The organism is Streptomyces malachitofuscus, from assembly GCF_055571035.1.
Window position 1 is genome coordinate 116,996 of the sequence record NZ_JBVIGA010000024.1, and the last position, 24,706, is coordinate 141,701.

22 protein-coding genes are annotated in these 24,706 nt (G+C 72.8%); 14 read left to right on the top strand and 8 right to left on the bottom strand.

The features are described from left to right. Positions 1-8: 8 nt before the first annotated feature. Positions 9-2,273, bottom strand: a complete 2,265-nt coding sequence (locus tag ACZ44S_RS30020) for an ATP-binding cassette domain-containing protein (RefSeq protein ID WP_466934375.1) — start codon at positions 2,271-2,273, stop codon at positions 9-11. Between the two features lie 10 nt (positions 2,274-2,283). Further along, complete coding sequence (locus ACZ44S_RS30025) at positions 2,284-3,909, bottom strand: ABC-F family ATP-binding cassette domain-containing protein (RefSeq protein ID WP_466934376.1); 1,626 nt, start codon at positions 3,907-3,909, stop codon at positions 2,284-2,286. A gap of 317 nt (positions 3,910-4,226) precedes the next feature. On the opposite strand from ACZ44S_RS30025, the gene ACZ44S_RS30030 reads away from it, so the two are divergent. After that, positions 4,227-4,871, top strand: a complete 645-nt coding sequence (locus ACZ44S_RS30030) for a GOLPH3/VPS74 family protein (RefSeq protein ID WP_466934378.1) — start codon at positions 4,227-4,229, stop codon at positions 4,869-4,871. Positions 4,872-5,142: 271 nt separating this feature from the next. Here ACZ44S_RS30030 and ssgD read toward each other — a convergent pair whose 3' ends face one another. Then, positions 5,143-5,556: a spore wall synthesis regulator SsgD gene (gene ssgD / locus ACZ44S_RS30035; protein ID WP_466934380.1), complete on the bottom strand. Its 414-nt coding sequence runs from the start codon at positions 5,554-5,556 to the stop codon at positions 5,143-5,145. Between the two features lie 226 nt (positions 5,557-5,782). Here ssgD and ACZ44S_RS30040 point away from each other — a divergent pair, with 226 nt between their 5' ends. From ACZ44S_RS30040 to ACZ44S_RS30050, 3 genes are all read left to right on the top strand, one after another. After that, positions 5,783-6,895, top strand: a complete 1,113-nt coding sequence (locus ACZ44S_RS30040; RefSeq protein ID WP_466934381.1) for a WD40/YVTN/BNR-like repeat-containing protein — start codon at positions 5,783-5,785, stop codon at positions 6,893-6,895. A gap of 71 nt (positions 6,896-6,966) precedes the next feature. Beyond that, positions 6,967-7,290, top strand: coding sequence for a plasmid stabilization protein (locus ACZ44S_RS30045; RefSeq protein ID WP_466934383.1), 324 nt, complete (start codon positions 6,967-6,969; stop codon positions 7,288-7,290). Positions 7,291-7,366: 76 nt separating this feature from the next. Continuing rightward, on the top strand, positions 7,367-8,110 hold the full coding sequence (locus ACZ44S_RS30050) for an endonuclease V (RefSeq protein WP_466934385.1): 744 nt from the start codon (positions 7,367-7,369) through the stop codon (positions 8,108-8,110). Here ACZ44S_RS30050 and ACZ44S_RS30055 read toward each other — a convergent pair. Beyond that, on the bottom strand, positions 8,056-8,247 hold the full coding sequence (locus ACZ44S_RS30055) for a hypothetical protein (RefSeq protein ID WP_466934387.1): 192 nt from the start codon (positions 8,245-8,247) through the stop codon (positions 8,056-8,058). The two genes, ACZ44S_RS30050 and ACZ44S_RS30055, sit on opposite strands and share 55 nt — an antisense overlap. Before the next feature lie 203 nt (positions 8,248-8,450). Here ACZ44S_RS30055 and mmpA point away from each other — a divergent pair, with 203 nt between their 5' ends. Further along, on the top strand, positions 8,451-8,597 hold the full coding sequence (mmpA, locus tag ACZ44S_RS30060; RefSeq protein ID WP_466934388.1) for a morphogenic membrane protein MmpA: 147 nt from the start codon (positions 8,451-8,453) through the stop codon (positions 8,595-8,597). A 34-nt stretch (positions 8,598-8,631) separates the two neighbouring features. Here the strand turns inward: mmpA and ACZ44S_RS30065 are convergent, their stop codons facing one another. Continuing rightward, positions 8,632-9,810, bottom strand: a complete 1,179-nt coding sequence (locus ACZ44S_RS30065) for a saccharopine dehydrogenase family protein (RefSeq protein ID WP_466934390.1) — start codon at positions 9,808-9,810, stop codon at positions 8,632-8,634. 91 nt (positions 9,811-9,901) lie between these two features. Here ACZ44S_RS30065 and ACZ44S_RS30070 point away from each other — a divergent pair, with 91 nt between their 5' ends. From ACZ44S_RS30070 to ACZ44S_RS30085, 4 genes are all read left to right on the top strand, one after another. Beyond that, a complete protein-coding gene (locus tag ACZ44S_RS30070) occupies positions 9,902-10,282 on the top strand; it encodes an MmcQ/YjbR family DNA-binding protein (RefSeq protein WP_466934391.1) in 381 nt (126 codons plus the stop codon). Between the two features lie 138 nt (positions 10,283-10,420). Next, positions 10,421-11,587, top strand: a complete 1,167-nt coding sequence (locus ACZ44S_RS30075) for a CaiB/BaiF CoA transferase family protein (protein WP_466934393.1) — start codon at positions 10,421-10,423, stop codon at positions 11,585-11,587. A gap of 11 nt (positions 11,588-11,598) precedes the next feature. After that, positions 11,599-12,813, top strand: a complete 1,215-nt coding sequence (locus tag ACZ44S_RS30080; RefSeq protein WP_466934395.1) for an acetyl-CoA C-acetyltransferase — start codon at positions 11,599-11,601, stop codon at positions 12,811-12,813. A gap of 40 nt (positions 12,814-12,853) precedes the next feature. Then, entirely contained in the window at positions 12,854-15,031 is a 2,178-nt protein-coding gene (locus ACZ44S_RS30085) for a 3-hydroxyacyl-CoA dehydrogenase NAD-binding domain-containing protein (RefSeq protein WP_466934397.1), read from the top strand. A gap of 6 nt (positions 15,032-15,037) precedes the next feature. On the opposite strand, the gene ACZ44S_RS30090 is transcribed toward ACZ44S_RS30085, so the two are convergent. Continuing rightward, a complete protein-coding gene (locus ACZ44S_RS30090) occupies positions 15,038-15,754 on the bottom strand; it encodes a MerR family transcriptional regulator (RefSeq protein ID WP_466934399.1) in 717 nt (238 codons plus the stop codon). Positions 15,755-16,017: 263 nt separating this feature from the next. Here ACZ44S_RS30090 and ACZ44S_RS30095 point away from each other — a divergent pair, with 263 nt between their 5' ends. Further along, entirely contained in the window at positions 16,018-16,497 is a 480-nt protein-coding gene (locus ACZ44S_RS30095) for a macro domain-containing protein (RefSeq protein ID WP_466934401.1), read from the top strand. 45 nt (positions 16,498-16,542) lie between these two features. On the opposite strand, the gene ACZ44S_RS30100 is transcribed toward ACZ44S_RS30095, so the two are convergent. Next, positions 16,543-16,671, bottom strand: a complete 129-nt coding sequence (locus ACZ44S_RS30100) for a hypothetical protein (RefSeq protein WP_466934403.1) — start codon at positions 16,669-16,671, stop codon at positions 16,543-16,545. A 337-nt stretch (positions 16,672-17,008) separates the two neighbouring features. Between ACZ44S_RS30100 and ACZ44S_RS30105 the strand changes: the two genes are divergently transcribed. From ACZ44S_RS30105 to ACZ44S_RS30115, 3 genes are all read left to right on the top strand, one after another. Next, positions 17,009-18,964, top strand: a complete 1,956-nt coding sequence (locus ACZ44S_RS30105; RefSeq protein WP_466934405.1) for a Xaa-Pro dipeptidyl-peptidase — start codon at positions 17,009-17,011, stop codon at positions 18,962-18,964. Beyond that, a complete protein-coding gene (locus tag ACZ44S_RS30110; RefSeq protein ID WP_466934407.1) occupies positions 18,961-20,235 on the top strand; it encodes a M14 family metallopeptidase in 1,275 nt (424 codons plus the stop codon). The genes ACZ44S_RS30105 and ACZ44S_RS30110 overlap by 4 nt, the downstream gene beginning before the upstream one ends. A gap of 84 nt (positions 20,236-20,319) precedes the next feature. After that, the gene (locus ACZ44S_RS30115) at positions 20,320-22,041 is read left to right on the top strand and encodes a BCCT family transporter (RefSeq protein ID WP_466934408.1); all 1,722 of its coding nucleotides are present in this window, start codon (positions 20,320-20,322) and stop codon (positions 22,039-22,041) included. A 607-nt stretch (positions 22,042-22,648) separates the two neighbouring features. Here ACZ44S_RS30115 and ACZ44S_RS30120 read toward each other — a convergent pair. After that, positions 22,649-23,602, bottom strand: coding sequence for an NAD(P)/FAD-dependent oxidoreductase (locus ACZ44S_RS30120; RefSeq protein ID WP_466934410.1), 954 nt, complete (start codon positions 23,600-23,602; stop codon positions 22,649-22,651). A gap of 67 nt (positions 23,603-23,669) precedes the next feature. On the opposite strand from ACZ44S_RS30120, the gene ACZ44S_RS30125 reads away from it, so the two are divergent. Then, on the top strand, positions 23,670-24,692 hold the full coding sequence (locus tag ACZ44S_RS30125) for an oxidoreductase (RefSeq protein WP_466934412.1): 1,023 nt from the start codon (positions 23,670-23,672) through the stop codon (positions 24,690-24,692). Positions 24,693-24,706 lie beyond the last annotated feature (14 nt).

The window sequence follows — 24,706 nt, forward strand, 5'->3', positions numbered from 1 at the left end:
TAACGGTCTCAGCGCCCCACCCGCCGCAGATGCTCCCCGGTGAAGGACCCCTCGGCGGCCAGCAAGTCGGCCGGTGTGCCCTCGAAGACGACCCGGCCACCGTCCCGCCCCCCGTCCGGGCCGAGGTCGATCACCCAGTCGGCGCGTGCGACGACGTCAAGGTTGTGCTCGACCACGATCACGGTGTTGCCCGCGTCCACCAGCCGGTCCAGGAGGCCCACAAGACCGTCCACGTCCGCCATGTGCAGCCCGGTCGTCGGCTCGTCCAGCACGTACACCACCCCCTTTCGGTGCAGCCGGGTGGCGAGCTTGATGCGCTGTCGTTCACCGCCCGAGAGGGTGGACAGCGGCTGCCCCAGCGTGAGGTAGGTGAGGCCGACGTCCCGCAGGGCGCGGAGCCGGCGTCGTACGCCCGTGTCCTGGAAGAAGTCCAGGGCCTCGTCGGCCGTCATCGCCAGCACGTCGGCGACGGAGCGGCCGCCGACGGTCAGCCGCAGCACCTCGTCCTTGAACCGCCGCCCCTCGCACGCGGGGCAGGTCGTCGTCACCGGGTCCATGAAGGCCAGATCGGTGTACATGGTCCCGCGGCCCCCGCAGGTCCCGCAGGCGCCGTCGGAGTTGAAGCTGAACAGCCCCGGTTCCGCGCCCGTCTCCCGCGCGAAGATCTTCCGCACCGTGTCCATGATCCCGAGATACGTCGCCGGGGTGGACCGCGCCGAGATGCCGATCGAGGACTGGTCGACCACCACGGCGTCGCTGTGGGCGGCGGTGAACTCGGTGACCAGCGTGCTCTTGCCCGAACCCGCCACCCCCGTCACCGCAGTGAGCACACCGGCCGGGAAACGCACGGTGAGCTCGCGCAGGTTGTGCCGGTCGGCCCCCTTCACCCACAGCTCGCCCGCCGCCTCCCGCACCGTGTCCTTGACCCTCGGACGCCGCCCGAGGCACCGCCCCGTCAAGGTGCCCGAGGCGGCCAGCTCCCGCGGTGTCCCCTCGAACACCACCCTGCCGCCCTCGGCGCCCGCCCCCGGCCCCATGTCGACGACATGGTCCGCCAGCACGATGACATCCGGGTCGTGCTCCACGACCAGCACCGTGTTGCCCTTGTCGCGCAGCCGCAGCAGCAGCTCACCGAGCCGGTGGACGTCGCGCGGATGAAGTCCGACGCTGGGCTCGTCGAAGATGTACGTCATCCCCGTCAGGCTCGACCCGAGGTGCCGTACCGTCTTCAGCCGCTGCCCCTCGCCGCCGGAGAGCGTGGACGTCTCCCGGTCGAGGCTCAGATAGCCGAGGCCGATCGTCTCGATCCGCTCCAACGCGGCGACGGCCGCCCCGGCGATCGGACCGGCCACCGGGTCGTCGATCTCCCGCAGCACGGCGATGAGATCGGTGACCTGCATCCCGGCAAAGTCGGCGATGGACCGGCCGCCGATCCGGGAGGCCAGCGCCGCGTCGTTCAGCCTGGCACCCCGGCAGGCGGGGCAGACACCCTCGGCCAGGAACTCCCGCACCATCTCCCGGGTCCTGTCGCTCATCCCGGCCAGGTCCCGCTTCAGATAGAGGCGTTCGAAGCGGTCGGCGAGCCCTTCGTACTCCGTGGTCCAGGTGCCGCCCGTCCCGTTCACGGTGACCTTGCTGCCGGGGCGACCCCGCATCAGGAACTCCCGTTCGACGGCGGTGAACTCCCGCACCGGTTTGTGCGGGTCCAGCTCGTCGCTGTTGGTGTACGCCTGACCCTGCCAGCTTCCCGCCGCGAACGGGGGGAAGCGGACCGCCCCCTCGGCGAGGGAGCGGTCCGCGTCGAGGATGCGGTCCCAGTCCGGCCGTACGGTCCGGCCCAGGCCGTCGCACTCACGGCACATGCCCGACGGGTCGTTGAACGAGTACGCCGTCGCCGGTCCGGCGCTGGGTGTGCCGTGCCGGGAGAACAGCACCCGCAGCACGGAGTAGACGTCCGTCATCGTGCCCACCGTCGACCGGGAGTGGCCGCCGACGGGGCGCTGGTCGACGACGATCGCGGGCGTCAGCTCCTCCAGAGCCTCCGCGTGCGGCCGTTCGTACTTGGGCAGCCGGCTGCGGACGAACCAGGTGAACGTCTCGTTGAGCTGCCGCTGCGACTCGACCGCGATCGTGTCGAAGACGACCGACGACTTCCCCGACCCCGAAACGCCGGTGAACACGGTCAGCCGGCCCTTCGGGATGCGGAGCGTGACGTCCTTGAGGTTGTTCTCCCCGGCTCCGGTGATGGTGATGTACTCGCTGGACTGGCTCATACCGCCGACGCTAGGCGGGAAGGCCGACATCTTCTGTCGTGATTTCCTTCAGCTCTCCCCCCTCCATCAGCAGCCACCGCGTGATGCCGATCGACTCCAGGAACGGCAGATCGTGACTGGCCACGATCAGCGCTCCCTCGTACGACTCCAGCGCGGTGGTGAGCTGCCGGACGCTCGCCATGTCGAGGTTGTTGGTCGGCTCGTCCAGCATCAGCAGCTGGGGCGCGGGCTCCGCCAGCATCAGCGCGGCCAGCGCCGCCCGGAACCGCTCGCCGCCGGAGAGCGTCTCCGCCTTCTGGTCGGCGCGGGCGCCCCGGAACAGGAACCGGGCGAGCCGGGCCCGGACCCGGTTGTTGGTGGCGCCCGGGGCGAACCGGGCCACGTTCTCGGCGACGGTCAGTTCCGGGTCGAGGACATCGAGGCGCTGCGGCAGGAACCGCAGCGGCACCTGGGCCCTCGCCTCGCCGGAGACCGGCTCCAGCTCACCGGCGATCGTGCGCAGCAGCGTCGTCTTGCCCGCGCCGTTGCGCCCGATCAGCGCCACCCGCTCCGGCCCGCGCAGATCGAAGCCGCCCCGCACCCGGGCGCCGTACGCCAGTTCCAGATCCATCAGCGTGAGGACGCCCCGGCCCTGTGGTACGGCCGTGTGCGGCAGGTCTACGCGGATCTCGTCGTCGTCCCGTACGGCCTCCACCGCGTCGTCGAGCCGCTCCTTGGCCTCGGAGAGCTTCTCCTCGTGCATGATGCGGTGCTTGCCCGCGGACACCTGCGCCGCGCGCTTGCGCGCCCCCATGACGATCTTCGGCTCGCGCTTCTGCTCGAACATCTTCTGGCCGTACCGCTTGCGGCGGGCCAGCTTGACCTGGGCGTCGACCAGTTCCCGCTTCTGCTTGCGGAGGTCCGCCTCGGCGACGCGCACCATCCGCTCGGCGGCCTCCTGCTCGACGGCCAGGGCCTCCTCGTACGCCGAGAAGTTGCCGCCGTACCAGGTCACCTCGCCCGAGCGCAGATCCGCGATCTGGTCGACCAGGTCGAGCAGGTCACGGTCGTGGCTGACGACGACCATGACGCCCGGCCAGTTCTCCACGGCCGCGTACAGCCGTCTGCGGGCGTACAGGTCGAGGTTGTTGGTGGGCTCGTCGAGCAGCAGCACGTCCGGACGCCGCAGCAGCAGGGCCGCCAATCGCAGCAGTACCGACTCGCCGCCCGACACCTCGCCCACGGTGCGGTCGAGGCCGATGTGACCGAGGCCGAGTTCGCCCAGCGTGGCCAGGGCGCGTTCCTCGACGTCCCAGTCGTCGCCGACGGTGTCGAAGTGCTCCTCGGCCACGTCGCCCGCCTCGATGGCGTGCAGCGCGGCCCGCCGGGCGGCGATGCCGAGGGCCTCGTCGACCCTCAGCGCGGTGTCGAGGGTCACGTTCTGCGGCAGGCAGCCCACCTCGCCGGCGACCCGGACGGCGCCGTCGGCCGGGGTGAGCTCACCGGCGATCAGCTTCAGCAGGGTGGACTTCCCCGACCCGTTGACGCCGACGAGCCCGGTGCGGCCGGGGCCGAAGGCGACGTCGAGGCCCTCGAAGACGGCGGTGCCGTCGGGCCAGGTGAAGGCGAGGGACGTACAGGTGATGGATGGTGACATGCGGGCCTCCGCGGTTGCTCGGGGCGATCAGGGGCAAACGCGTATCGAGACACCGCGGGACGACGACCGGCAGCCGGAAGGGAAAGCCGTGGGCATGAGAAGAGCCCTGTTCCGGAGGGAGCACAAGGACGGCTCGAACGCCGAGGTCGCACGCGGCGTGCACACCCGAAGGGTGTGACGCGGTGTCTCAGAACCTCAGACGAGCAACGTCCTTCTCCAATCGACGGCAACAGAAGCGTTGTACACCGTAGGAGCGGCCGGGAAGGGCTGTCAACGCCTTTCTGACGACCGCGACGTCAACCGTTCGAGGAGGCCCTGTGCCCCGCGGCCCGCTCTCCCTGCCGGCCCGTCTCTGCCTGCTGGCCTGGGACACCGGCCCGGCCCGGCTGTCCGCCCTGGTGCGGGCCGGTGCCCTCGCCGAGCTGGCCCGTCGCGGCCTGCTGACCGACGACGACGGCATCGCCACTCCGGTCGACCTGGACTCCCGGACCGGGGACCCGGTCCTTGACGGTCTCCTGGAACTGGTCACCGAGTCCTTCCCGCACCGCTGGCGCGTGTGGGTGACGCTGCACGCGCGGCACACCCTGGACGCGGTCCGGGAGCAGCTGGTGGCCGAAGGCGTCCTGCGGGCCGAGAAGCACCGGGTCCTCGGCGTGTTCCCGTCCGTGGAGCACGTCCTGGCCGACACCGCCCGCGCGGACGCCCTGCGCGGGGAGGCCCACCGGGTCCTGGACGGATCCGCGTCCGCCGGGAGCGTCCCCGAGCCGACCGCCGCGGCCCTCGCCCTCGCGGCCGCGGCGGGCCTGCCGAAGACCCCGGACGGCGCCTCCCTCGACCGGCACGCCGAGGCCCTCACCCGCCGTGCGGGGGAGTCGACGCCCGGGTTCGAGGCCGTCCTGCGCGAGTTGTGCGCGGGCCTGGCCGACGGGGTGCCGCTGGCGTCACCGGCCAGGGGCCGCTGACCCCTCGGACGTGCCGCACGTCCGTGTCGGGTTCCTGCGGGAGAGGCAGTCCGCAGCGTCGTGGGCGCCGGGCGCCGACGGATCCGCGCCCCCGGTACCGTCGACCCGGGGACCGTGAGGGAGCTCGCCGACGGGACGCACGCCTCGCCGACAACCGGTGGACCGGCCGCCGCGCGCGGACCGCACGGCGCCGGGACGTACGACGCGCAGGCCGGCGGCCCGGCGTCCGGAATGCTCAACGCCCTGACCGCCGGAGACCGTTGGCCGGCCGTCAGGCGTCGCGCATCAGCTCCGCGAGGCCGTGGTCCAGGTCGAGCCGGAGGTGCTCCAGACCGGTCGGCACCAGTTCGCTCGTGGCCTCCAGGAACCGGCGCACCTCGCCCGAGCGGACATGCACGACGGCGGTCCCCTCCGGGGCGTGGAACTCCAGCACCGTGCGGTCGTAACCGTACGGGCGCACCCGTACGTCGCCGTATCCCTCGGGACCCTGCAGGCCCGCGGCGAGCAGCTCACGGGCGAAGGTCCAGCAGACCTCGACGCCCTCCAGGGTGGCGGGCGCGGGGAAGGTCATACGGACGGCGAACGGGTCGTCGCCGTCGTAGTGCAAGGTGGCGGGGATGTTCGGCATCCGCGGCGCGGCGGCGACCAGACGGGCCTGTACGGGCTGCTCGATGACGGTGGACAACGCCTTGCTCCCTCGTGACGGCTGGACGGGCTTCCGGGCGGATCGGGTCGGCTACTGGAAGAGACGACGGAATCAGCCAATCCGTGCACACGAAAAGCGAGTGACCTCTGTCACCGCCTTCATGCACCCGAGTGACGCGGCTCTCCTCACGCGTTCCCCGGGGCGCCCGATCCGGCCGGAGAGGCCCTCTGGACGGCACCCCGGCGGTGGACTAGCTTCGCCCGCCATGAGGCGCTCGGGGAACACGCGACGGACGAGACGGACGGGACGAAGCCGCCGGGTGACCGCCGCGGCGGTGTGCGCGGCGGCCCTGGCCGCCCTGACGGCCGTACCGGCACAGGCGCACGGACCCGACGGGCGGACGTCACCGCACTGGTCGGTCAAGGACACGGGCACCCCGGACATCAGGTTCCGAGGGCTGGCCGCCGTGAGCCGGAGCACCGCCTGGGTGGCCGGAACCGCGGGCACCGTCCTGCGTACCACCGACGGCGGCAGGAGCTGGCGGAACGTCTCGCCGCCCGGCGCGGGGGAGTTGCAGTTCCGGGACATCGAGGCGTTCGACGCGCGGCGGGCCGTGGTGCTCGCGATCGGCGAGGGCGAGGCGTCCCGGCTCTACCGCACCGACGACGGCGGAGCGACCTGGACGGAGTCCTTCCGCAACACCGACGCCCGTGCCTTCTACGACTGCCTCACCTTCTTCGACCGCCGCCACGGTCTCGCGATGAGCGACCCGGTGGACGGGAAGTTCCGCATCCTGGCGACCGGCGACGGCGGCCGGTCCTGGAAGGTGCTCCCGGACACGGGCATGCCGCCGGCCCTGGAGGGCGAGGCCGGATTCGCGGCGAGCGGCCAGTGCCTGGTGTCCTCCGGGCCGAAGGACGTCTGGCTGGCCACCGGAGGAGCGGCACGCGCGCGCGTGCTGCACTCCGCCGACCGGGGCCGCACCTGGACGGTCACCGACAGCCCGATCCCGGGCGGCGACCCGGCGCGCGGCGTCTTCGCCCTCGCCTTCCGCGACCGCGCCCACGGGCTCGCCGTCGGCGGCGACTTCCGCCCCGGCGAGGCCTCGCCCGACGCGGCCGCACGCACCGCCGACGGCGGCCGCGCCTGGCGCCCGGCCCATGCCTCGCCGCCCGCCTACCGCTCCGGTGTCGCCTGGCTCCCGCACAGCCGCACCGCCGCCCTCGCGGTCGGCCCCACGGGCACCGACCTGACGACCGACGCCGGCCGTACCTGGCGGACCGTCGACACCGGTTCGTACGACACGGTCGACTGCACGCCCGACCACGGCTGCTGGGCGGCGGGGGAGCGGGGACGGGTTGCCCGCCTGGAGCACTGACGCATGCGGCGTGCCCTGATCGCTGCCAACGTGGGTACCCGTTCGCTGTACGCGAGAGGAAGTGAGCGGACATGCCACGCGGTTCCAGCCCCAAGCGGGAGCGTCAGTACGAGCACATCAAGGAGAGCGCCGAGGACCGGGGCGAGAGCACCGGGCGCGCCAAGGAGATCGCCGCCCGGACCGTGAACAAGGAGCGCGCCCGGTCCGGCGAGTCCAGGACGGCCAGCCGCACCTCCACGCAGGACATGTCGTCTGGCAAACGGGGCGGCCAGCGGTCCGGGAAGGGCTCCCAGGGGCCCACCCGGGACCAGCTGTACGAAGAGGCCAAGAAGAAGGGTGTGGAAGGCCGTTCGAGCATGAACAAGAGTCAGCTCCAGCGGGCGCTCGGCAAGTGAGCCGCCTCCGCGCGGTGGGAAGGACCGGGAGGCGCCCTCCGCGCGGAGCACACCCGCCCCGTAGGCTCGGGGCACCATGACGACCGTACGCACACCGGCCGACTGGCCCGTGACCGAGGAAGAGGCCCGAGCGGTCCAGGACCGGCTCCGCGCGCGGGTGGTGCTCGACGAAGCGGGCCCGCCGCCCGGCACCGGCCGGGTGACCGGGGTCGACGTGGCGTACGACGACGAGCGCGACGTCGTCGCCGCCTCGGCCGTCGTCCTGGACGCCGCGACCCTGGACGTCGTCGCCGAGTCCACGGCCGTCGGCCGCGTCTCCTTCCCGTACGTCCCCGGCCTGCTCGCCTTCCGCGAGATCCCGACCGTGCTGGCGGCCCTGGACGCCCTGCCGTGCCCGCCCGGCCTCGTGGTCTGCGACGGCTACGGCCGCGCCCACCCGCGCCGCTTCGGCCTGGCCAGCCACCTCGGTGTCCTCACCGGCCTGCCGACGATCGGCGTCGCCAAGAACCCCTTCACCTTCACCCACGAGGAACCGGACACCCCGCGCGGCAGCACCTCACCGCTGCTCGCCGGCCGCGAGGAGGTCGGCCGCGCGCTGCGCACCAGGGACGCCGTGAAGCCGGTCTTCGTCTCGGTCGGCCACCGCGTGAGTCTGGACAACGCCTGCGCCCACACCCTCGCCCTGGCCCCCGCCTACCGCCTGCCGGAAACCACCCGCAGAGCCGACGCCCTGTGCCGCCGTGCCCTCGCCGAGGCCGACCCCGTTCAGGTCACGTCCTCGACCTTCCACCGCCCCACCTCGCGGTACTCCGAGTCGTAGACCGCCGCCCCGTCCCCGGGCTCCATCGCGTAGTGCCGCAGATTCCCGCCCCAGTACCGCAGGATCCGTCCCAGCTCGCCCGCCGGGTCCTTGGTCAGCGCGTCGTCGTCCATGGCCACTTCGAGGAGAAATCGCATGCCTTCAAGTGTTTCATTGAACCGCGCAGTGAAGGTCTGACCCGTGTCCGGCCCCGTCACCCTCGTGTTTCGCGGGGTGCCGGGGCGCGGAAGTCTCAAACCGGTGGTGCCCCCCCCAGGCGGCGTTCGCCCGTCTGACTGAGTACCGCTCCTGAGTACCTGTACGGATGCCGGGGCCCGGCCGCCCCGGCAGGCTGGCGCGTATGACAACGCACCGCGCACCCGAACCCGTCGGCGCCGACGGACGGCCCGTCGAGCGGGCCGTCACCCTCGGCCTCTCCCTTGCCGTCCTCGCCGGGCTGGGCTGGATCGTCGGGATGATCTACACGCTGGTCCAGTGGCCGCTGTAGCCGGCCTCCGGCTCCTCAGCGTGTCGCGGGCTCCTCAGCGGGTCGCGGCGACGCGGAAGCGGATGCCCGCCGCGCCGAGGCGTCCGATCAGCGCGTCACCCATCGCCACCGCCGTCGTGACCTGGCCCGCGGTCGGCGGCAGGTCGTCGAGGGCCAGACACAGGGCCCCCTCGGCCAGCATCTTCGCCGTCTCGCCGTAGCCGGGATCGCCGCCCGCCACCTCCGTGTACACCCGGCGTCCGCCGCCCTCACCGACGAAGCGGACGGTGAACCAGCTCCGGGCGCGCTTCTCGGGGCCCGGCCCGTCGCCGGGCCTGAGCCGGTCGGACAGCCGGCGGCGCAGCGGCGGGAACTGGGCCGCCGTGACCAGGGCGCCGACCGCCGCCACCCCGCCCACCGCGACCGGGAGACGCCGCACGGCCGCGTAGTGCCGGTAGCGGAAGTCGGGGCCGTACCGGTCGAGTGACGTCGCCGAGCGGCGCACGATCTGCCCGTCGATCGTCGGCAGGGGCAGAGCCCATGCGCCGACCTCCGGCGCGTAGCGCGGCGCGCCCAGGGGCGCCGCGACCCGGCGGTCCATCAGCCGCGGCTCGTGGTGCCTGCGGTCGCGGGCCGCCGCGCGGAGCCGGCGGTGCCGGGCGAACTGGTTCAGGGCCGAGGCGAAGGTCCCGCCCGAAAAGGCCGCGTCCGCGGTGACGAAACCGTCCACGGTCAACGGCACCCCCTCCGGCAGCTGCCGCACGGTGAAGTACGCCCCCAGGTCGTGCGGAACCGAGTCGAAACCGCAGGCGTGCACCAGCCGCGCCCCGGTCTCCCGCGCGCGTGCGTCATGACGGACGTACACGAGGTCCACGAACTCCGGTTCACCCGTGAGGTCGACGTAGTCCGTCCCCGTGTCCGCGCAGGCGGCGACGAGTTCCTCGCCGTACTCCACATAGGGGCCCACGGTCGTGGCGACCACGCGCGCCTGCTCGGCGAGGGCGCGCAGGGAGCCCGGGTCGGACACGTCCGCCCGCAGCACTCCGGCCTCCGCGCCGCCGGGCAGCCGCTCCCGCAGCCGCTCGAGCTTCTCCGGGCTGCGGCCGGCGATCGCCCAGCGCAGCCCGGCCGGGGCATGGGCGGCGAGGTACTCCGCGGTCAGTGTCCCGACGAAGCCGGTCGCTCCGAAGAGCACGATGTCGTAGGGACGATCCGTCCTGTTCAGCCTGCTCATGACACCCCTTGGTCGTGCAGCCGCGCCGCTGTCGGTGGCCGAGGCTAGCGTGAGGGGATCGGAGCTGTGACGACGAGTCCGGAGGAAAGCGATGGCCGTGCCCCCGAACGCCCTGAAGAAGTGGGAAAAAGTGCGCGACTACGCCCTGGGGCTGCCGGGAGCCGCCGAGGAACACCCGTGGGGCGAGACCGTCGCCAAGGTCAACAAGAAGGTGTTCGTCTTCCTCGGGGTCGACGACGGCAGCTACCCCCTTGGGGTGACGGTGAAGCTCACGGACGAGACGGCCCACGCCCACGCGCTGGCCTGCCCCGGCGCCGAGCCCGCCGGGTACGGACTGGGGAAGGCCGGCTGGGTGAGCATCCCCCTGGAGCCCAAGGGCGCACCGACGGCCGAGCTGCTGTGCGACTGGGTGGAGGAGAGCTACCGCACCATCGCCCCCAAGCGGCTGGCGGCGGAGCTCGACGCCCGCTGAGGGGGCGCGTGACCGGGCGCGACCGGACTCCGCCCCGTAGAGTGGCTAAGCGCTTGCTCGCCCGGTCTTGTGCCGGGTGGTACGTGTTCTTAACATCGCTGGTGTTACATCATGTGTGTCACAGCCGTTGGGGGCTCGATGACGGAGGCGAAGGCGCCGGGACAGGGTCCGCTCACCGGCGTGCGCGTGGTCGAACTGGCCGGCATCGGGCCGGGCCCGTTCGCCGCCATGCTCCTGGCCGACCTGGGCGCCGATGTCGTGCGCGTGGACCGCCCGGGCGGCCCCGGGCTGGGGATCGACCCGGCCCGGGACATCACCAACCGCAACAAGCGTTCCGTGATCGTCGACCTGAAGGACCCCGCCGGCCCCGCCCGCGTCCTGGACCTCGCCGAACGCGCCGACGTCCTGATCGAGGGCTACCGCCCCGGCGTGGCGGAACGCCTCGGCGTCGGCCCCGGGGACTGCCACGCCCGCAACCCGCGCCTGGTCTACGGCCGGATGACCGGCTGGGGCCAGCACGGCCCGCTCGCCGACCGCGCGGGACACGACATCGCCTACATCGCCCTCACCGGCACCCTCGGCATGATCGGCGGCCCGGACGGCCCCCCGGCCGTCCCCGCCAACCTGCTCGGCGACTACGCGGGCGGCTCCCTCTACCTCGTCGTCGGCGTCCTCGCCGCCCTGCACCACGCCCGCGCGACCGGCACCGGGCAGGTCGTCGACGCCGCGATCGTCGACGGGACCGCCCACCTCTCCACGATGATCCACGGCATGCTCGCCGCGGGGGTCTGGCAGGACCGGCGCGGCGCCAACCTCCTCGACGGGGGATGCCCCTACTACGGCACCTACGAGACCGCCGACGGCGGGCACATGGCGGTCGGTGCGCTGGAGCCGCGGTTCTACACCGAGTTCCTGCGCCTGCTCGGCATCGAGGACCAGGCCGCGGCCCACACGGACGTCTCCCGCTGGCCCGCGCTGCGCGAACGGGTCGCCGCCCGCTTCAAGGAACGCACCCGCGACGCGTGGACGGCCGTCTTCGAGGGCACCGACGCGTGCGTGGCGCCCGTACTCTCCCTCCGCGAGGCCCCGCACCACCCGCATCTCGCCGCCCGCGGCACCTTCACCGACCACGACGGCATCACCCAGCCCTCACCCGCCCCGCGGTTCTCCGCGACCCCCGCCGCCGTCCGCACCGGACCCGCCCGGCCGGGCGCCGACACCGACGACGTGGCCCGCGACTGGGACCTGCCCGGGCCCGCGGCAACGGCTCCCGCACCCACGTCCCAGCCCTCCCACCCTCAGTGAAAGGCCTCCTCGTGAGCACCGAAGCGTACGTGTACGACGCGATCCGCACCCCGCGCGGGCGCGGCAAGGCGAACGGCGCCCTGCACGGGACCAAGCCCATCGACCTGGTCGTGGGCCTCATCCACGAGATCCGGGGCCGCTTCCCGGACCTGGACCCGGCCGCCGTGGACGACATCGTGCTCGGCGTCGTCGGCCCGGTCGGCGACCAGGGTTCCGACATCGCCCGCGTCGCCGCGATCGCGGCCGGACTGCCGGACACGGTCGCGGGCGTCCAGGAGAACCGCTTCTGCGCCTCGGGTCTGGAGGCCGTCAACCTGGCCGCCGCCAAGGTGCGCTCCGGCTGGGAGGACCTCGTCCTCGCGGGCGGTGTGGAGTCCATGTCCCGCGTCCCCATGGCCTCCGACGGCGGCGCCTGGTTCAACGACCCGATGACCAACCTCGCCGTCAACTTCGTTCCCCAGGGCATCGGCGCCGACCTCATCGCCACCATCGAGGGCTTCTCCCGGCGCGACGTCGACGAGTACGCGGCCCTCTCGCAGGAGCGCGCGGCCACCGCCTGGAAGGAGAACCGCTTCGCGCGGTCCGTCGTCCCGGTGAAGGACCGCAGCGGCCTGGTCGTCCTCGACCACGACGAGCACCTGCGCCCCGGCACCACCGCCGACTCGCTCGGCAAGCTGAAGCCGTCCTTCGCGGACATCGGCGAACTCGGCGGCTTCGACGCCGTCGCCCTGCAGAAGTACCACTGGGTGGAGCAGATCGACCACGTCCACCACGCGGGCAACTCCTCCGGCATCGTGGACGGCGCCGCCCTCGTCGCCATCGGCTCCAAGGAGGCCGGCGAACGGGGCGGACTCACCCCGCGCGCCCGGATCGTCTCCGCCGCCGTCTCCGGCTCCGAGCCCACCATCATGCTCACCGGCCCCGCCCCGGCCACCCGCAAGGCACTCGCCAAGGCCGGACTGACCATCGACGACATCGACCTGGTCGAGATCAACGAGGCGTTCGCGGCGGTCGTCCTGCGCTTCGTGAAGGACATGGGCCTGTCGCTGGACAAGGTCAACGTCAACGGCGGCGCCATCGCCCTGGGCCACCCCCTCGGCGCCACCGGCGCGATGATCCTCGGCACCCTCGTCGACGAACTCGAGCGCCAGGACAAGCGCTACGGGCTCGCCACCCTGTGCGTGGGCGGCGGCATGGGCATCGCCACCGTCGTCGAACGCCTCTGACTCCCCAGCGCCCCCGCCACCTACTCACGGAGACCTCCTCATGACCGAGAGCACCACCATCCGCTGGGAACAGGACCGCACCGGCGTCGTCACCCTCGTCATCGACGACCCCAACCAGTCCGCGAACACCATGAACCAGGCGTTCCGCGACTCCCTCGCCGTGATCACCGACCGCCTGGAGGCCGAGAAGGACTCCATCCGCGGTGTCGTCATCACCTCCGCCAAGAAGACCTTCTTCGCCGGCGGCGACCTGCGCGACCTGATCCGGGTCACGCCCGAGACCGCCCAGCAGCTGTTCGACGGCGGCATGGCGCTCAAGCGCCAGATGCGCCGCATCGAGACCCTGGGCAAGCCGGTCGTCGCCGCCCTCAACGGCGCCGCCCTCGGCGGCGGCTACGAACTCGCCCTGGCCTGCCACCACCGGATCGCCCTCGACGCCCCCGGCTCCAAGATCGGCTGCCCCGAGGTCACCCTCGGCCTGCTCCCCGGCGGCGGCGGTGTCGTCCGCACCGTGCGCATGCTCGGCATCACCGACGCGCTGCTGAAGGTGCTGCTCCAGGGCACCCAGTACAGCCCGCGCCGCGCCCTGGAGAACGGCCTGGTCGACGAGGTCGCCGACACGCGCGAGGACATGATCGCCAAGGCCCGTGCCTTCATCGACGCCCACCCCGAGTCCGCCCAGCCCTGGGACCGGCCCGGTTACCGCATCCCCGGCGGCACCCCCGCCCACCCCAAGTTCGCCGCCAACCTGCCGGCGTTCCCGGCCAACCTGCGCAAGCAGACGGGCGGCGCCCCCTACCCGGCCCCGCGCAACATCATGGCCGCGGCCGTCGAGGGCGCCCAGGTCGACTTCGAGACCGCCCAGGTCATCGAGGCCCGCTACTTCGTCGAACTGGCCGCGGGGCAGACGTCGAAGAACATGATCCAGGCGTTCTTCTTCGACCTCCAGGCCGTCAACTCCGGCGCCAACCGCCCGGGGGGCGTCGAACCGCGCACGGTCCGCAGGGTCGCGGTACTCGGCGCCGGGATGATGGGCGCCGGCATCGCCTACTCGTGCGCCCGCGCGGGGATCGACGTCGTCCTGAAGGACGTGTCCCTCGAAGCCGCGGTCAAGGGCAAGGGCTACTCCGAGAAGCTGTGCGCCAAGGCCGTCGCCACGGGCCGTACCAGCCAGGAGAAGGCCGACGCACTGCTCGCGCGGATCACGCCCACCGCCGAGGCCGCCGACCTCGCCGGCTGCGACGCGGTCATCGAGGCCGTCTTCGAGGACACCTCCCTCAAGCACAAGGTGTTCCAGGAGATCCAGGACGTCGTCGCCCCCGACGCGCTGCTGTGCTCCAACACCTCCACCCTGCCCATCACCGCCCTCGCCGAGGGCGTCGAGCGGCAGGACGACTTCGTCGGGCTGCACTTCTTCTCACCCGTCGACAAGATGCCGCTGGTCGAGATCATCAAGGGCGAGCGCACCGGGGAGGAGGCGCTGGCCCGCGCCTTCGACCTGGTCCGGCAGATCAACAAGACCCCGATCGTGGTCAACGACTCGCGCGGTTTCTTCACCTCCCGCGTCATCGGGCACTTCATCAACGAAGGCGTCGCCATGGTCGGCGAGGGCATCGAACCCGCCTCCGTGGAGCAGGCCGCGGCCCAGGCGGGCTACCCCGCCAAGGTGCTGTCCCTGATGGACGAGCTGACGCTCACCCTGCCGCGGAAGATCCGGGGCGAGTCCAAGCGGGCCGTGGAGGAAGCCGGCGGCACCTGGACCGCTCACCCTGCCGAGGCGGTCATCGACCGCATGGTCGACGAGTTCGGGCGCCCGGGCCGCAGCGGCGGGGCCGGCTTCTACGAGTACGGCGAGGACGGCAGGCGGGGCCGCCTGTGGCCGGGACTGCGCGAGCACTTCACCGTGCCGGGCCACGAGATCCCGTTCCGGGACATGCAGGAACGCATGCTGTTCTCCGAGGCGCTGGACACCGTCCGGCTGCTCGAGGAGGGCGTGCTGACATCCGTCGCCGACGCCAACATCGGCTCGATCCTCGGCATCGGCTTCCCCGGCTGGACCGGCGGCGTCCTGCAGTACATCAACGGCTACGAGGGCGGCCTGCCCGGATTCGTGGCCCGCGCGCGGGAACTCGCCGAGCGCTACGGCGAGCGCTTCACCCCGCCCGCCCTGCTGGTGGAGAAGGCGGAGAAGGGGGAGGTCTTCAAGGACGCGCGCTGACGGCGGTCAGCGCGGTTCGCCCTCCTCGTCGAGCCACTCCCGCAGCTCCTCCCGCAGCGACCGCTGGAAGGTCGTGAGCAGCGCCTGCACCACGAGCGGATGCATCCGGGCGGACAGGGACCGCACATCCCGTGCGTCCTTGTCCGCCACCGCGTCACGCAGCAGCCGCGACAGCTCGCGGGCCGCCGCGCGGGAGTGCTCGATGAGCGCAGTACGGGCGGCGAGGACCGTCTCGTGCGACAGCGGTACGTCCAGCAGCTCGACGCCGAGCCGCAGCAGCCCGGCGTCGACCCGGAAGGCCTCGCCGTCCGGTGCTCCGTCGGCCGGCTCGACGACGTCCATCGCCGCCAGCCGCTTCAGCTCGTCCTCGCCCAGCGCACGCCCCGCGCGGCGCTCGAGCTCCCCGCGCGACACCGTCTCCGTGGCGCCGGGCGCCCAGGACGCCACCACCGCCCGCTGCACCGCCAGGTCGCGCACGCTCAGGTCCGGCGGCAGCTGCCCCAGGTACCGCTCGATGGCCGCCAGCGTCATGCCCCGGCTCTGCAGCTCCTCGATGAGCTCCAGCCGGGCCAGATGCTCCCGCCCGTACCGGCCGACCCGCCGCGGACCGATCACCGGCGGCGGCAGCAGCCCCTTGGTGCCGTAGAAGCGGACCGTGCGCACGGTGACCCCCGCCCGGGCCGCCAGCTCGTCGATCGTCAGGGCCTCGGTCTCGGTCGTCATGTGCAGCAGTATCGCTGTCCCACCAGCGCTGTGACATCTGAACTGTCACCCCCGGGCGGCCGTGTGAGAAGTTCCGCGGTGCGACGTGCGCCCTCGCATGCGGCCCCGCAGGCCGGGAAAAGTGCCCCCTCGGCCCGTGCCGTGATCGAGCGCGCCGGCCGGGCTACTCCGGAACGCCCGGGACGAGCGCACCAGGGCCCGGCCCCGCGAAGCAGAAGCAGCAGCTCACGGCCACTGTCAGTGGCGGTCCGTAGGGTGGCGTCATGTCGGGGATCACATACATCCGGGGTGACGCCACCGCTCCGTCGGTGAAGGGCGTCAAGGTGATCGCCCATGTCTGCAACGACATCGGGGGATGGGGGAAGGGCTTCGTCCTGGCCGTGTCGCGCCGCTGGCCCGAGCCGGAGGCGGCGTACCGCGCCTGGCACCGGGAGCGCGCCTCCAACGACTTCGCGCTGGGCGCGGTGCAGCTCGTCCAGGTGGAGCGGTACGTGTGGGTGGCCAACATGATCGGCCAGCGCGGCATCCGAACCGGCAGCAAGGGCGTCCCCGTTCGCTACGAGGCGATCGACGCGGCCCTGGCCCGCCTCGCCGACCACGCGATCGCGCTGGGCGCCTCGGTCCACATGCCCCGCATAGGGTGCGGTCTCGCCGGCGGCAGATGGTCCCGCGTCGAGCCGCTGATCGACGAGCGGCTGGTGCGGCGCGGGATATCGGTGACGGTGTACGAGCGCGGAGGTTGAGCGGTGGGGGTGCGGCCCACCGCTCAGGTGCCCGGCGGCGTGCTCTCAGTGGTTGCCGTGCACGCCGTTGGTGGCGGCGATCTTCTTCCAGGACTTCGGCGCCTCCGGCGTGCGGTCGGAGGCCGATTCCGAGGCGCCCGGCGCCGATGCGGCGGCCTCCGGCTTCGCCGCCATTGCCGTAGGCCGGGTAATAGGGGTCGCCGATGCCCGGCGCTCCGGGGGAGGGGCTCGCGGCCGATGCCGGGATCGCCAGCAACAGGGTGGCCGAGGCCAGGACTCCCGGCACGATGGTTCTGCGGTGCACGAAGGGCTCCAAGTCGTCGGGGTACGAGGTCCTTTCGCAGCCCATTGATCCCCTCCGCCTCTGGCTTGTCCATGACCACCGCGGTCACAGGATCGCCATTCGGCCGTCATGAACCCCCCGGCACGCGGAAGGTTCCGGCCACCCGCAGCCTCACGCCACGTCAGATGCACTCTTCTGCACGCGAGTTCACCGATGTACCGTCCGCGCATGCCGAAACGCACGCGCCCCACGACCTGGAGAACGCTCGCGACGGCGGCCACCGCCGCCCTGACGGCCACCCTGCTCACCCCGGCCGCGGCGGACGCCGCGCCACGCGAGAGCCGGCCCGTCCACTCCTACGACAACGCCATCCGCGAGGCCGTCTGGGTGGACACCGGACTCGACGAGGACCGCGACGGAAGGACCGACCGGGTCGCCGTCGACATCGTCCGGCCCCGCGAGCCGGCCCAGCAGGGCCGGAAGATACCCGTCATCATGGACGCCAGCCCGTACTACTCCTGCTGCGGGCGCGGCAACGAGAGCCAGAAGAAGACGTACGACGCGAACGGCGACGTCGTGCGGATGCCGCTGTTCTACGACAACTACTTCGTGCCGCGCGGCTACGCCGTCGTCGGCGTGGACCTGGCCGGGACCAACCGGTCCGACGGCTGCGTGGACGTCGGAGGCCGCTCCGACATCCGGTCCGCGAAGGCCGTCGTCGACTGGCTCAACGGCCGCGGCAAGGCGTACACCAGCCGCACCGGCAGCGAGCGCGCCCGGGCCGGCTGGACCAACGGCCGCACCGGCATGATCGGCAAGAGCTGGGACGGCACCATCGCCAACGGCGTCGCCGCCACCGGCGTCGACGGCCTGGAGACCATCGTCCCGATCGCCGCCATCTCCACCTGGTACGACTACTACTTCAGCCAGGGTGCCCCGCTCTACGACTCCGGCCCCGACTGGCTGTCCCAGTACGTCGAGACACCCGAGGCCCGCGCCCGGTGCGCCGCGGTCCAGCGTGAACTCGTCGAGGGCGCCCCGCGCACCGGCGACCGGACGCCACTGTGGACCGAACGCGACTACGTGCGCGCGGCGAAGAAGGTGGAGGCCAGCGTCTTCCTGGTGCACGGCATGCAGGACCTCAACGTGCGCATGCAGCACGTCGGCCCCTGGTGGGACGCTCTCGCGAAGAACGGTGTGCAGCGCAAGATCTGGCTCTCCCAGACCGGCCACGTCGACCCCTTCGACTTCCGCCGCGCCGAGTGGGTCCGCACCCTGCACCGCTGGTTCGACCACGAACTCCTCGGCTACGACAACGGCATCGACCGCGAACCCATGGCCGACATCGAACGCCGGCCCGACCAGTGGGTCACCTCGGCGACCTGGCCGCCGCGCGGCACCCACACCACGACCCTGCGTCCCCACAAGGGCGACGAGCCCGGTGTCGGCACCCTGGGGCTGCGCCGTGGCAAGGGCACCGAGTCCTTCACCGACGACCCCCGGCTGAGCGAGACCGACTGGGCCGCCCGTGTCGACACATCGACTCCCGGCAAGGCGGGCTTCGTCACCGGCCCGCTCACCCGCGACCTGCGCGTGTCGGGGGCCTCCGAGGTCACCGTCACCGCCACGCCCAGCACCCCCACGGCCCACCTCTCCGCCGTCCTCGTGGACCTCGGCCCCGACACCGTCCGCGACTACACCGCCGACGGCGAGGGCATCACCACCCTCCCCGAACGCACCTGCTGGGGCGCGAGCACCGAGGGCGACAGCTCCTGCTTCAAGGAGACCCGGGCGACCACCGCCGACGTGGAGCACACCGTCGTCAGCCGCGGCTGGGCCGACCTCGGACATCACGCCGGCGACGGCGAGGGCGAGCCCCTGGTCCCCGGCAAGCGGTACACGATCACCCTCGACCTGGCCGCCACCGACCACGTCGTGCCCGAGGGCCACCGCCTGGCGCTGATCGTCGCCGGCACGGACCGCGGCCTGATCGACCCGCCCGCCGACACACCGACCCTCCGCATCGACCTGGCACGCACCTCCGCCCGGGTCCCGTTCGCCGGCGGAGCGGCCGCGTTCGCCCGCGCCACGGCAGGCGCCCACGCCCCCGCCCCGGACGCGGTCCTGCACGGCGTGGACCGGCCCGACGTCACCGCCCACCGCGTCCCGGGGGAGACCCGATGAAGCGCGCCCTGATCCTCGCCGCGGCCTGCCTCACCGCCTCCCTCGTCACCGTCCCGGCCGCCCGGGCCTCCGACTCGCCCTCCCCGCCGCGCACCGGTTTCGAGCGGAGCGAGGGCGCACGCTGGACCACCCAGCCGGAGGAACAGCGGTTCCTCGCGGCCGTGGACCGGGCGAGCAGCCGGGTCTCCGTCAGCCGCATCGGCACCACGAAACAGGACCGCCCGCTCCGACTCGTCCGTATCGGCACCGGCGCCACCCCCCACACGATGCTGCTCGTGTGCAGTCAGCACGGTGACGAACCCGCCGGCCGCGAGGCCTGTCTGAGCACGGTCCGCGACCTCGCGTACGCCGAGGACCGGGCGATGCGCCGCTTCCTGGCACGCACCACCGTGCTCGTCGTCCCCACCGCCAACCCCGACGGCCGGGCCGCCGACACCCGCGGCAACAGCGACGGCGTCGACATCAACCGCGACCACCTCGCGCTGCGGACCGCGGAGGGCCGTGCCCTGGCCGCCGTCATCCGCGACCGGCGTCCCGACCTGATCTACGACCTGCACGAGTACGGCGCCACACCCCCCTATTACGACAAGGACCTGTTCGACCTGTGGCCGCGCAACCTCAACACCCATCCCGTCGTCCACGACGCCGCGCGGACCCTGTCCCGCGACTACGTGCGCCCCGCCGCCGGGACCGCCGGGTACTCGACCGGCACCTACGGCATCTGGACGGACCCCGACACCGGTGAACCGATCCGTCAGACGGCCGGGGACGGACAGGAGCGCATCCTGCGCAACGTGTCCGGAACCAAACACGGCGTCGGCCTTCTCATCGAGAGCCGCGTCGACCCCCTCACCGACGCCGAACGGGCTGACCAGGCCCTCAACAGCCGCCGCAGGGTCCACTCCCAGCTCGCCGCCCTGAAGGGCCTGATCCGGTTCTCCGCCGAACGCCGTGGCGGCATCGAGGCGGCCACCGCCCGGGCCCGCACCGCCGGATACGCCGACCACGGCCCCGTCCGTCTCGGCGGCGCCGACAACGATCCCCCCGAGCCCTCGGAGGTCATCGCCGACCCGCCCTGCGGCTACCGTCTCACGGCAGGTCAGTACGCCGACGTCGGGGACGAGCTGGCCCTGCACGGCGTGCACGTCCAAAGGGACGGCGACGGCGTCGTCGTACCGCTGCGGCAGTCCCTGCGTGCACTCGTGCCCCTGCTCCTCGACGGGCGGGCCGCTTACCACCTGGTGGAGGCGGAGGCCGACACGTTCTGCTGAAGAGGTGAGTTTTGCGCCAAAGGTGGTAAGGGCCTATCGGGAGGAGCGCTCTCCGCCCAACGGCTCTGACGAAGGGTGCCGCCTGTGACGCAGGACCAGCACAGCGAGAAGGACCACACGGCAGGCCCGCTGCCCGGCTCCGAAGCGGGCCTGCCCGGACGGGAGCGTCCACGGACCGACGGGGTGGTGTTCGGCGTCACCGCCGTGCTCACCCTCGCGTTCGTGCTCTGGGGCGCCATCTGGACGGATTCGCTCGAGGACGTCTCCAGCAGCATGCTCGGCGGGCTGATGCACAACGGCGGCTGGGGATTCATGCTGGCCGCCTCGGGCTTCGTGGTCTTCGCGCTCTGGCTCGCGGCCAGCCGCTACGGCCGGATCCACCTCGGTGCCGAGGGTGAGGAGCCGGAGTTCCGGACGGTGTCGTGGATCGCCATGATGTTCAGCGCGGGCATGGGCATCGGCCTGATGTTCTGGGGCGTGAGCGAACCGCTCGCCCACTACACGGAACCCCCGCCCGGCACCAGTCCGGCCGACTCCGGCGACCGCATGGAAACGGCCATGGCCACCACCCTGTTCCACTGGACACTCCACCCGTGGGCGATCTACGCGGTGGTCGGCCTCGCCATCGCCTACAGCACCTTCCGGCGCCGCCGCCGGCAGACCATCAGTGCCGTGTTCACCCCGCTCATCGGTGAGAGGAACGCCAACGGCGTCGGCGGGCGGGTCATCGACATGCTCGCCATCATCGCGACGGTCTTCGGCTCCGCGGCCTCGCTCGGTCTCGGGGCGCTGCAGATCGGGTCCGGGGTCGAGAAGCTCGACTGGATGGACAAGGTCAGCACCGGGCTGCTGGTCGGCATCATCGCCGTGCTGACCGTGGCGTTCGTGGCCTCCGCGGTCTCCGGTGTGGAGAAGGGCATCCAGTGGCTGTCGAACACCAACATGGTGCTGGCCCTGATCCTCGCCGTGTTCGTGTTCGTCGCCGGCCCGACCATCCTCATACTGGACCTGCTGCCCACCTCGGTCTTCGCCTACCTCGGCGACCTGCCCGAACTGGCCGGCCGCACCGAGATCAGCGGCGGCGAGGGCGTCGCCGACTGGCTGGGCAGCTGGACCGTCTTCTACTGGGCGTGGTGGATCTCGTGGACGCCCTTCGTCGGCATGTTCATCGCCCGCATCAGCCGGGGCCGGACCATCCGTCAGTTCATCGGCGGGGTCATCCTCGTCCCCAGCACGGTCAGTCTGGTCTGGTTCGCGATCTTCGGCGGCTCGGCGATGCGGCTCCAGGAGCAGAACCGGCTCGGCGACGAGACCACTCCCGAGGGCCGGCTCTTCGCCGTGCTGCAGGACTACCCCGTCGCCACCGTCACCAGCCTGCTGGTGATGACCCTCGTCGGCATCTTCTTCGTCTCGGGCGCCGACGCGGCCTCCGTCGTGATGGGCACCCTCTCCCAGAAGGGAGCGCTCGAACCGGGGCGTCTGGTGGTGGTGTTCTGGGGCGTGGTCACCGGTGCCGTGGCGGCGATCATGCTGATGGTCGGCAGCGGAGAGGGCGACGCGCTGACCGGCCTGCAGAATCTGACGATCCTCGCGGCGGCTCCGTTCATCGTCGTGATGATCTTCATGTGCGTGGCCCTCATGCGCGACCTGCGCCGCGACCCGCTCATCGTGCGGGACCGGATGGGCTCCGAGGCGGTGGAACTGGCGGTCATCGAGGGCCACAAGAAGTACGACGGCGAGTTCGAACTGCGCGTCGGCCCCGGCCGCGGCCCGGACGTGGAGGGCGACCCCATCGGCAAACACTGACCCTGCCGCCGGCCGTACGTCCCCGGGCCGCTCGCGCAGCCCGCGACGCCGCCGTCACCCCGGTTCCTCCGCGAGGAGCGTGGCCGGGGAGGGCGCGGCGTGGCGGAGCGACACCGGGGAGCGCCGGCCGCCCCGGCGCACGTGCCGGCTCCGGCTGCCGTCGTGTACCCGGGACCGGCATCGCGGCGCGGCCGGTCGGGGGCGTGATCGGTCGTCCGGTGCGGGAGCGGGTCGGCCCCGGCCGGGTCGGCGGCCCGGCCCGGGCGCGGCGGCGTCCCGGACGTACACCGGGCCGGGAACCGCCCTCTGCCCGGGCATCGACCGCGTCCGGCCCACCGCACCCCGGCACCGGCGGCCCTGGAACGGTCAGTTCTCCGTGCTCCGGTGCGGAGCTTCTCCGCGTCCCGGGGCGGACGGTCCTCCGCGCCTTGGGGTGGACGCTTCCCCGCGCGCCGGTGCGGACGGCCCGCTGTGCCGGGATGCGGAAGGCGGACGCGGGCTCCCCGGGCGACTGCCGCTTCCCGTCGCGCCGGACGGCGGGGGTGGTCCCGCGCCGCGCGTGCGGTCCCGTGCCGCCGTAAGCGCCCGGCGGTCGGGTGTGTCCGGGTCAGCCGGTGGCCAGGGTCGCCGCTTCCTCCGCGCAGCCCCAGGCCACGGTGACTCCGCCGCCGCCGTGGCCGTAGTGGTGGATCAGGACGCCGCCGTCGGGGAGGGCGGCGCGTTCCAGGCGGACCGCGTCGCGGACCGGGCGCAGGCCCACGCGGTGCTCCAGCACGCGGGCGCCGGCGATCTCCGGGCGCAGCGCCGCACACCGCCGCACGATCGCGTCGGCCACCGCCGGGTCCGGCTCCGTGGACCACGCGTCCTCCTCCGCCGTACCGCCCAGCACCAGCCGCCCCGGCTGCGGGAGGACGTACGCGGGCGCGCCGTCGGCCCCCGTGGAGACCGTCCACGTACGGACCCCCGGGTTCTCCACGACCACCAACTGCCCCCGCACCGGCCGCACCGACGGATCCGGAACCAGCTCCCGCGCCCCGAGTCCCGTGCAGTTGACCACGACCGGCGCGCCGGTCCCGGCCAGCTCCGACGCCGTACGCGCCTCGACCACACCCCCCGCCGCCAGGAACCGCTCCCGCAGATACGGCAGATGGGCCGCCATGTCGATGAGCGGCAGCCGTGCCCACACCCCCGACCCGCCGGGATACTCCCCGGCCGTCGCCGGGCGCAGCCCCGGCAGCCGCGCGGCGGCCCACGCGCCGACGTCGTCCAGCGCCGTTTCGCCCAGTACTCCTTCGACCATCCGTACGCCGGTGGTGCCGGGCCGCTCCGCCATGTCCTCGTACACGTCCAGCGACCGCAGCGCCCAGGTACGCGCCGACACCACCGGCTCGACGCGGTACGGCCACCACAGCCCGCCCGCAACCGCCGAGGTGGTCCCCTCGACCGGGTCCCGCGTCCACAGCCGTACCCGTACACCGCGCTCGGCCAGGACCACGGCCGTGGTCAGCCCGGCGACGCCGCCGCCGATCACCAGTACATCGCAGGCAAGTTCGCTCTCCATCGCGCGGACGTTAGCGGAATATGTCATGCCGTGCTCAGGTCCGTCCCGCGGTGGGAATACTCACAGCATGTCTGCCGAGTACGCGACCTTCGGCCTGGCACCGGCGACCAGAGCCGGTGGACTCCTCGCCAACGGTGACTACCAGGTCCACCGGGACTTCGTCGACTTCGTCGTCGACGGATGCCCGCTGCTCTTCCGCCTCTCCGACCTGGACGCCGTCTCCCCGCTCGCCTCCGACGTCCCGCCCTCGATCTTCACCGCCCAGGTCCGCAGCCTGCTGCTGGAGACCGAGGCCCCGCTGCCCGCCGGCCGGTACGTCGTCTACGGCTGCCCCGAGTGCGAGGACCTCGCCTGCGGCGCGGTCACCGCGGTCATCGAGCACGACGGCGAGGACGTCATCTGGCGGGACTTCGCCTGGCAGACCGACACACACGCCGATCTGGAGCTCAACGGCTACCACGGCATAGGCCCGTTCCGCTTCCGCGGCACCGAGTACCGCGCCGCGCTCGCCTCCCTGCTGAACGGCGACGCCTCCGGCACCCGCCGCCGAGTGCTGCTGATCGGTGCCCGCGTCGCCCTCCTCGCCCGGCTCGCCGCCGCCCTGCGCACGATCGGCATCGGCGCCGACATCGCCCAGAGCACCGACGGCGTCCCCGCCGACGAACTGCGGACCTACGGCGCCGTCGTCTTCGGCCGGTCGGTGGGCGCCGGGGACCGCGACGCCGTTCGCCGTGCCTTCACCGCCGCCGGCGTCGACGTGCCCTGCGTCGACGGTCTCGCACCGGTCGTCCCGCTGCTGGTCGCCCAGACCGAACAGGCCCTGGACGGCAGCCCGCCCCGGCAGCGCCGCCTGACGGCTCTCACCGCCGCCGACGGCGCCGCGGAGGTCCACGTCACGTCGTCCTGCCGGGTGCGGCTCACCGCCTACCGGGTCGACCGCCTCGCCCGCGCCCACACACACGACCTCTTCGACGGCGTCCTGGAACCCGGCCGCCACCGCCTCCCGCTGGACGCCAAGGCGGTGCGGGGCGAGGCGTACGTCGTGGCGCGCACCGGCGGGACGGTGCTGGTGACGGCCGTGGGGCGATGAGTACCGGCGCGCGT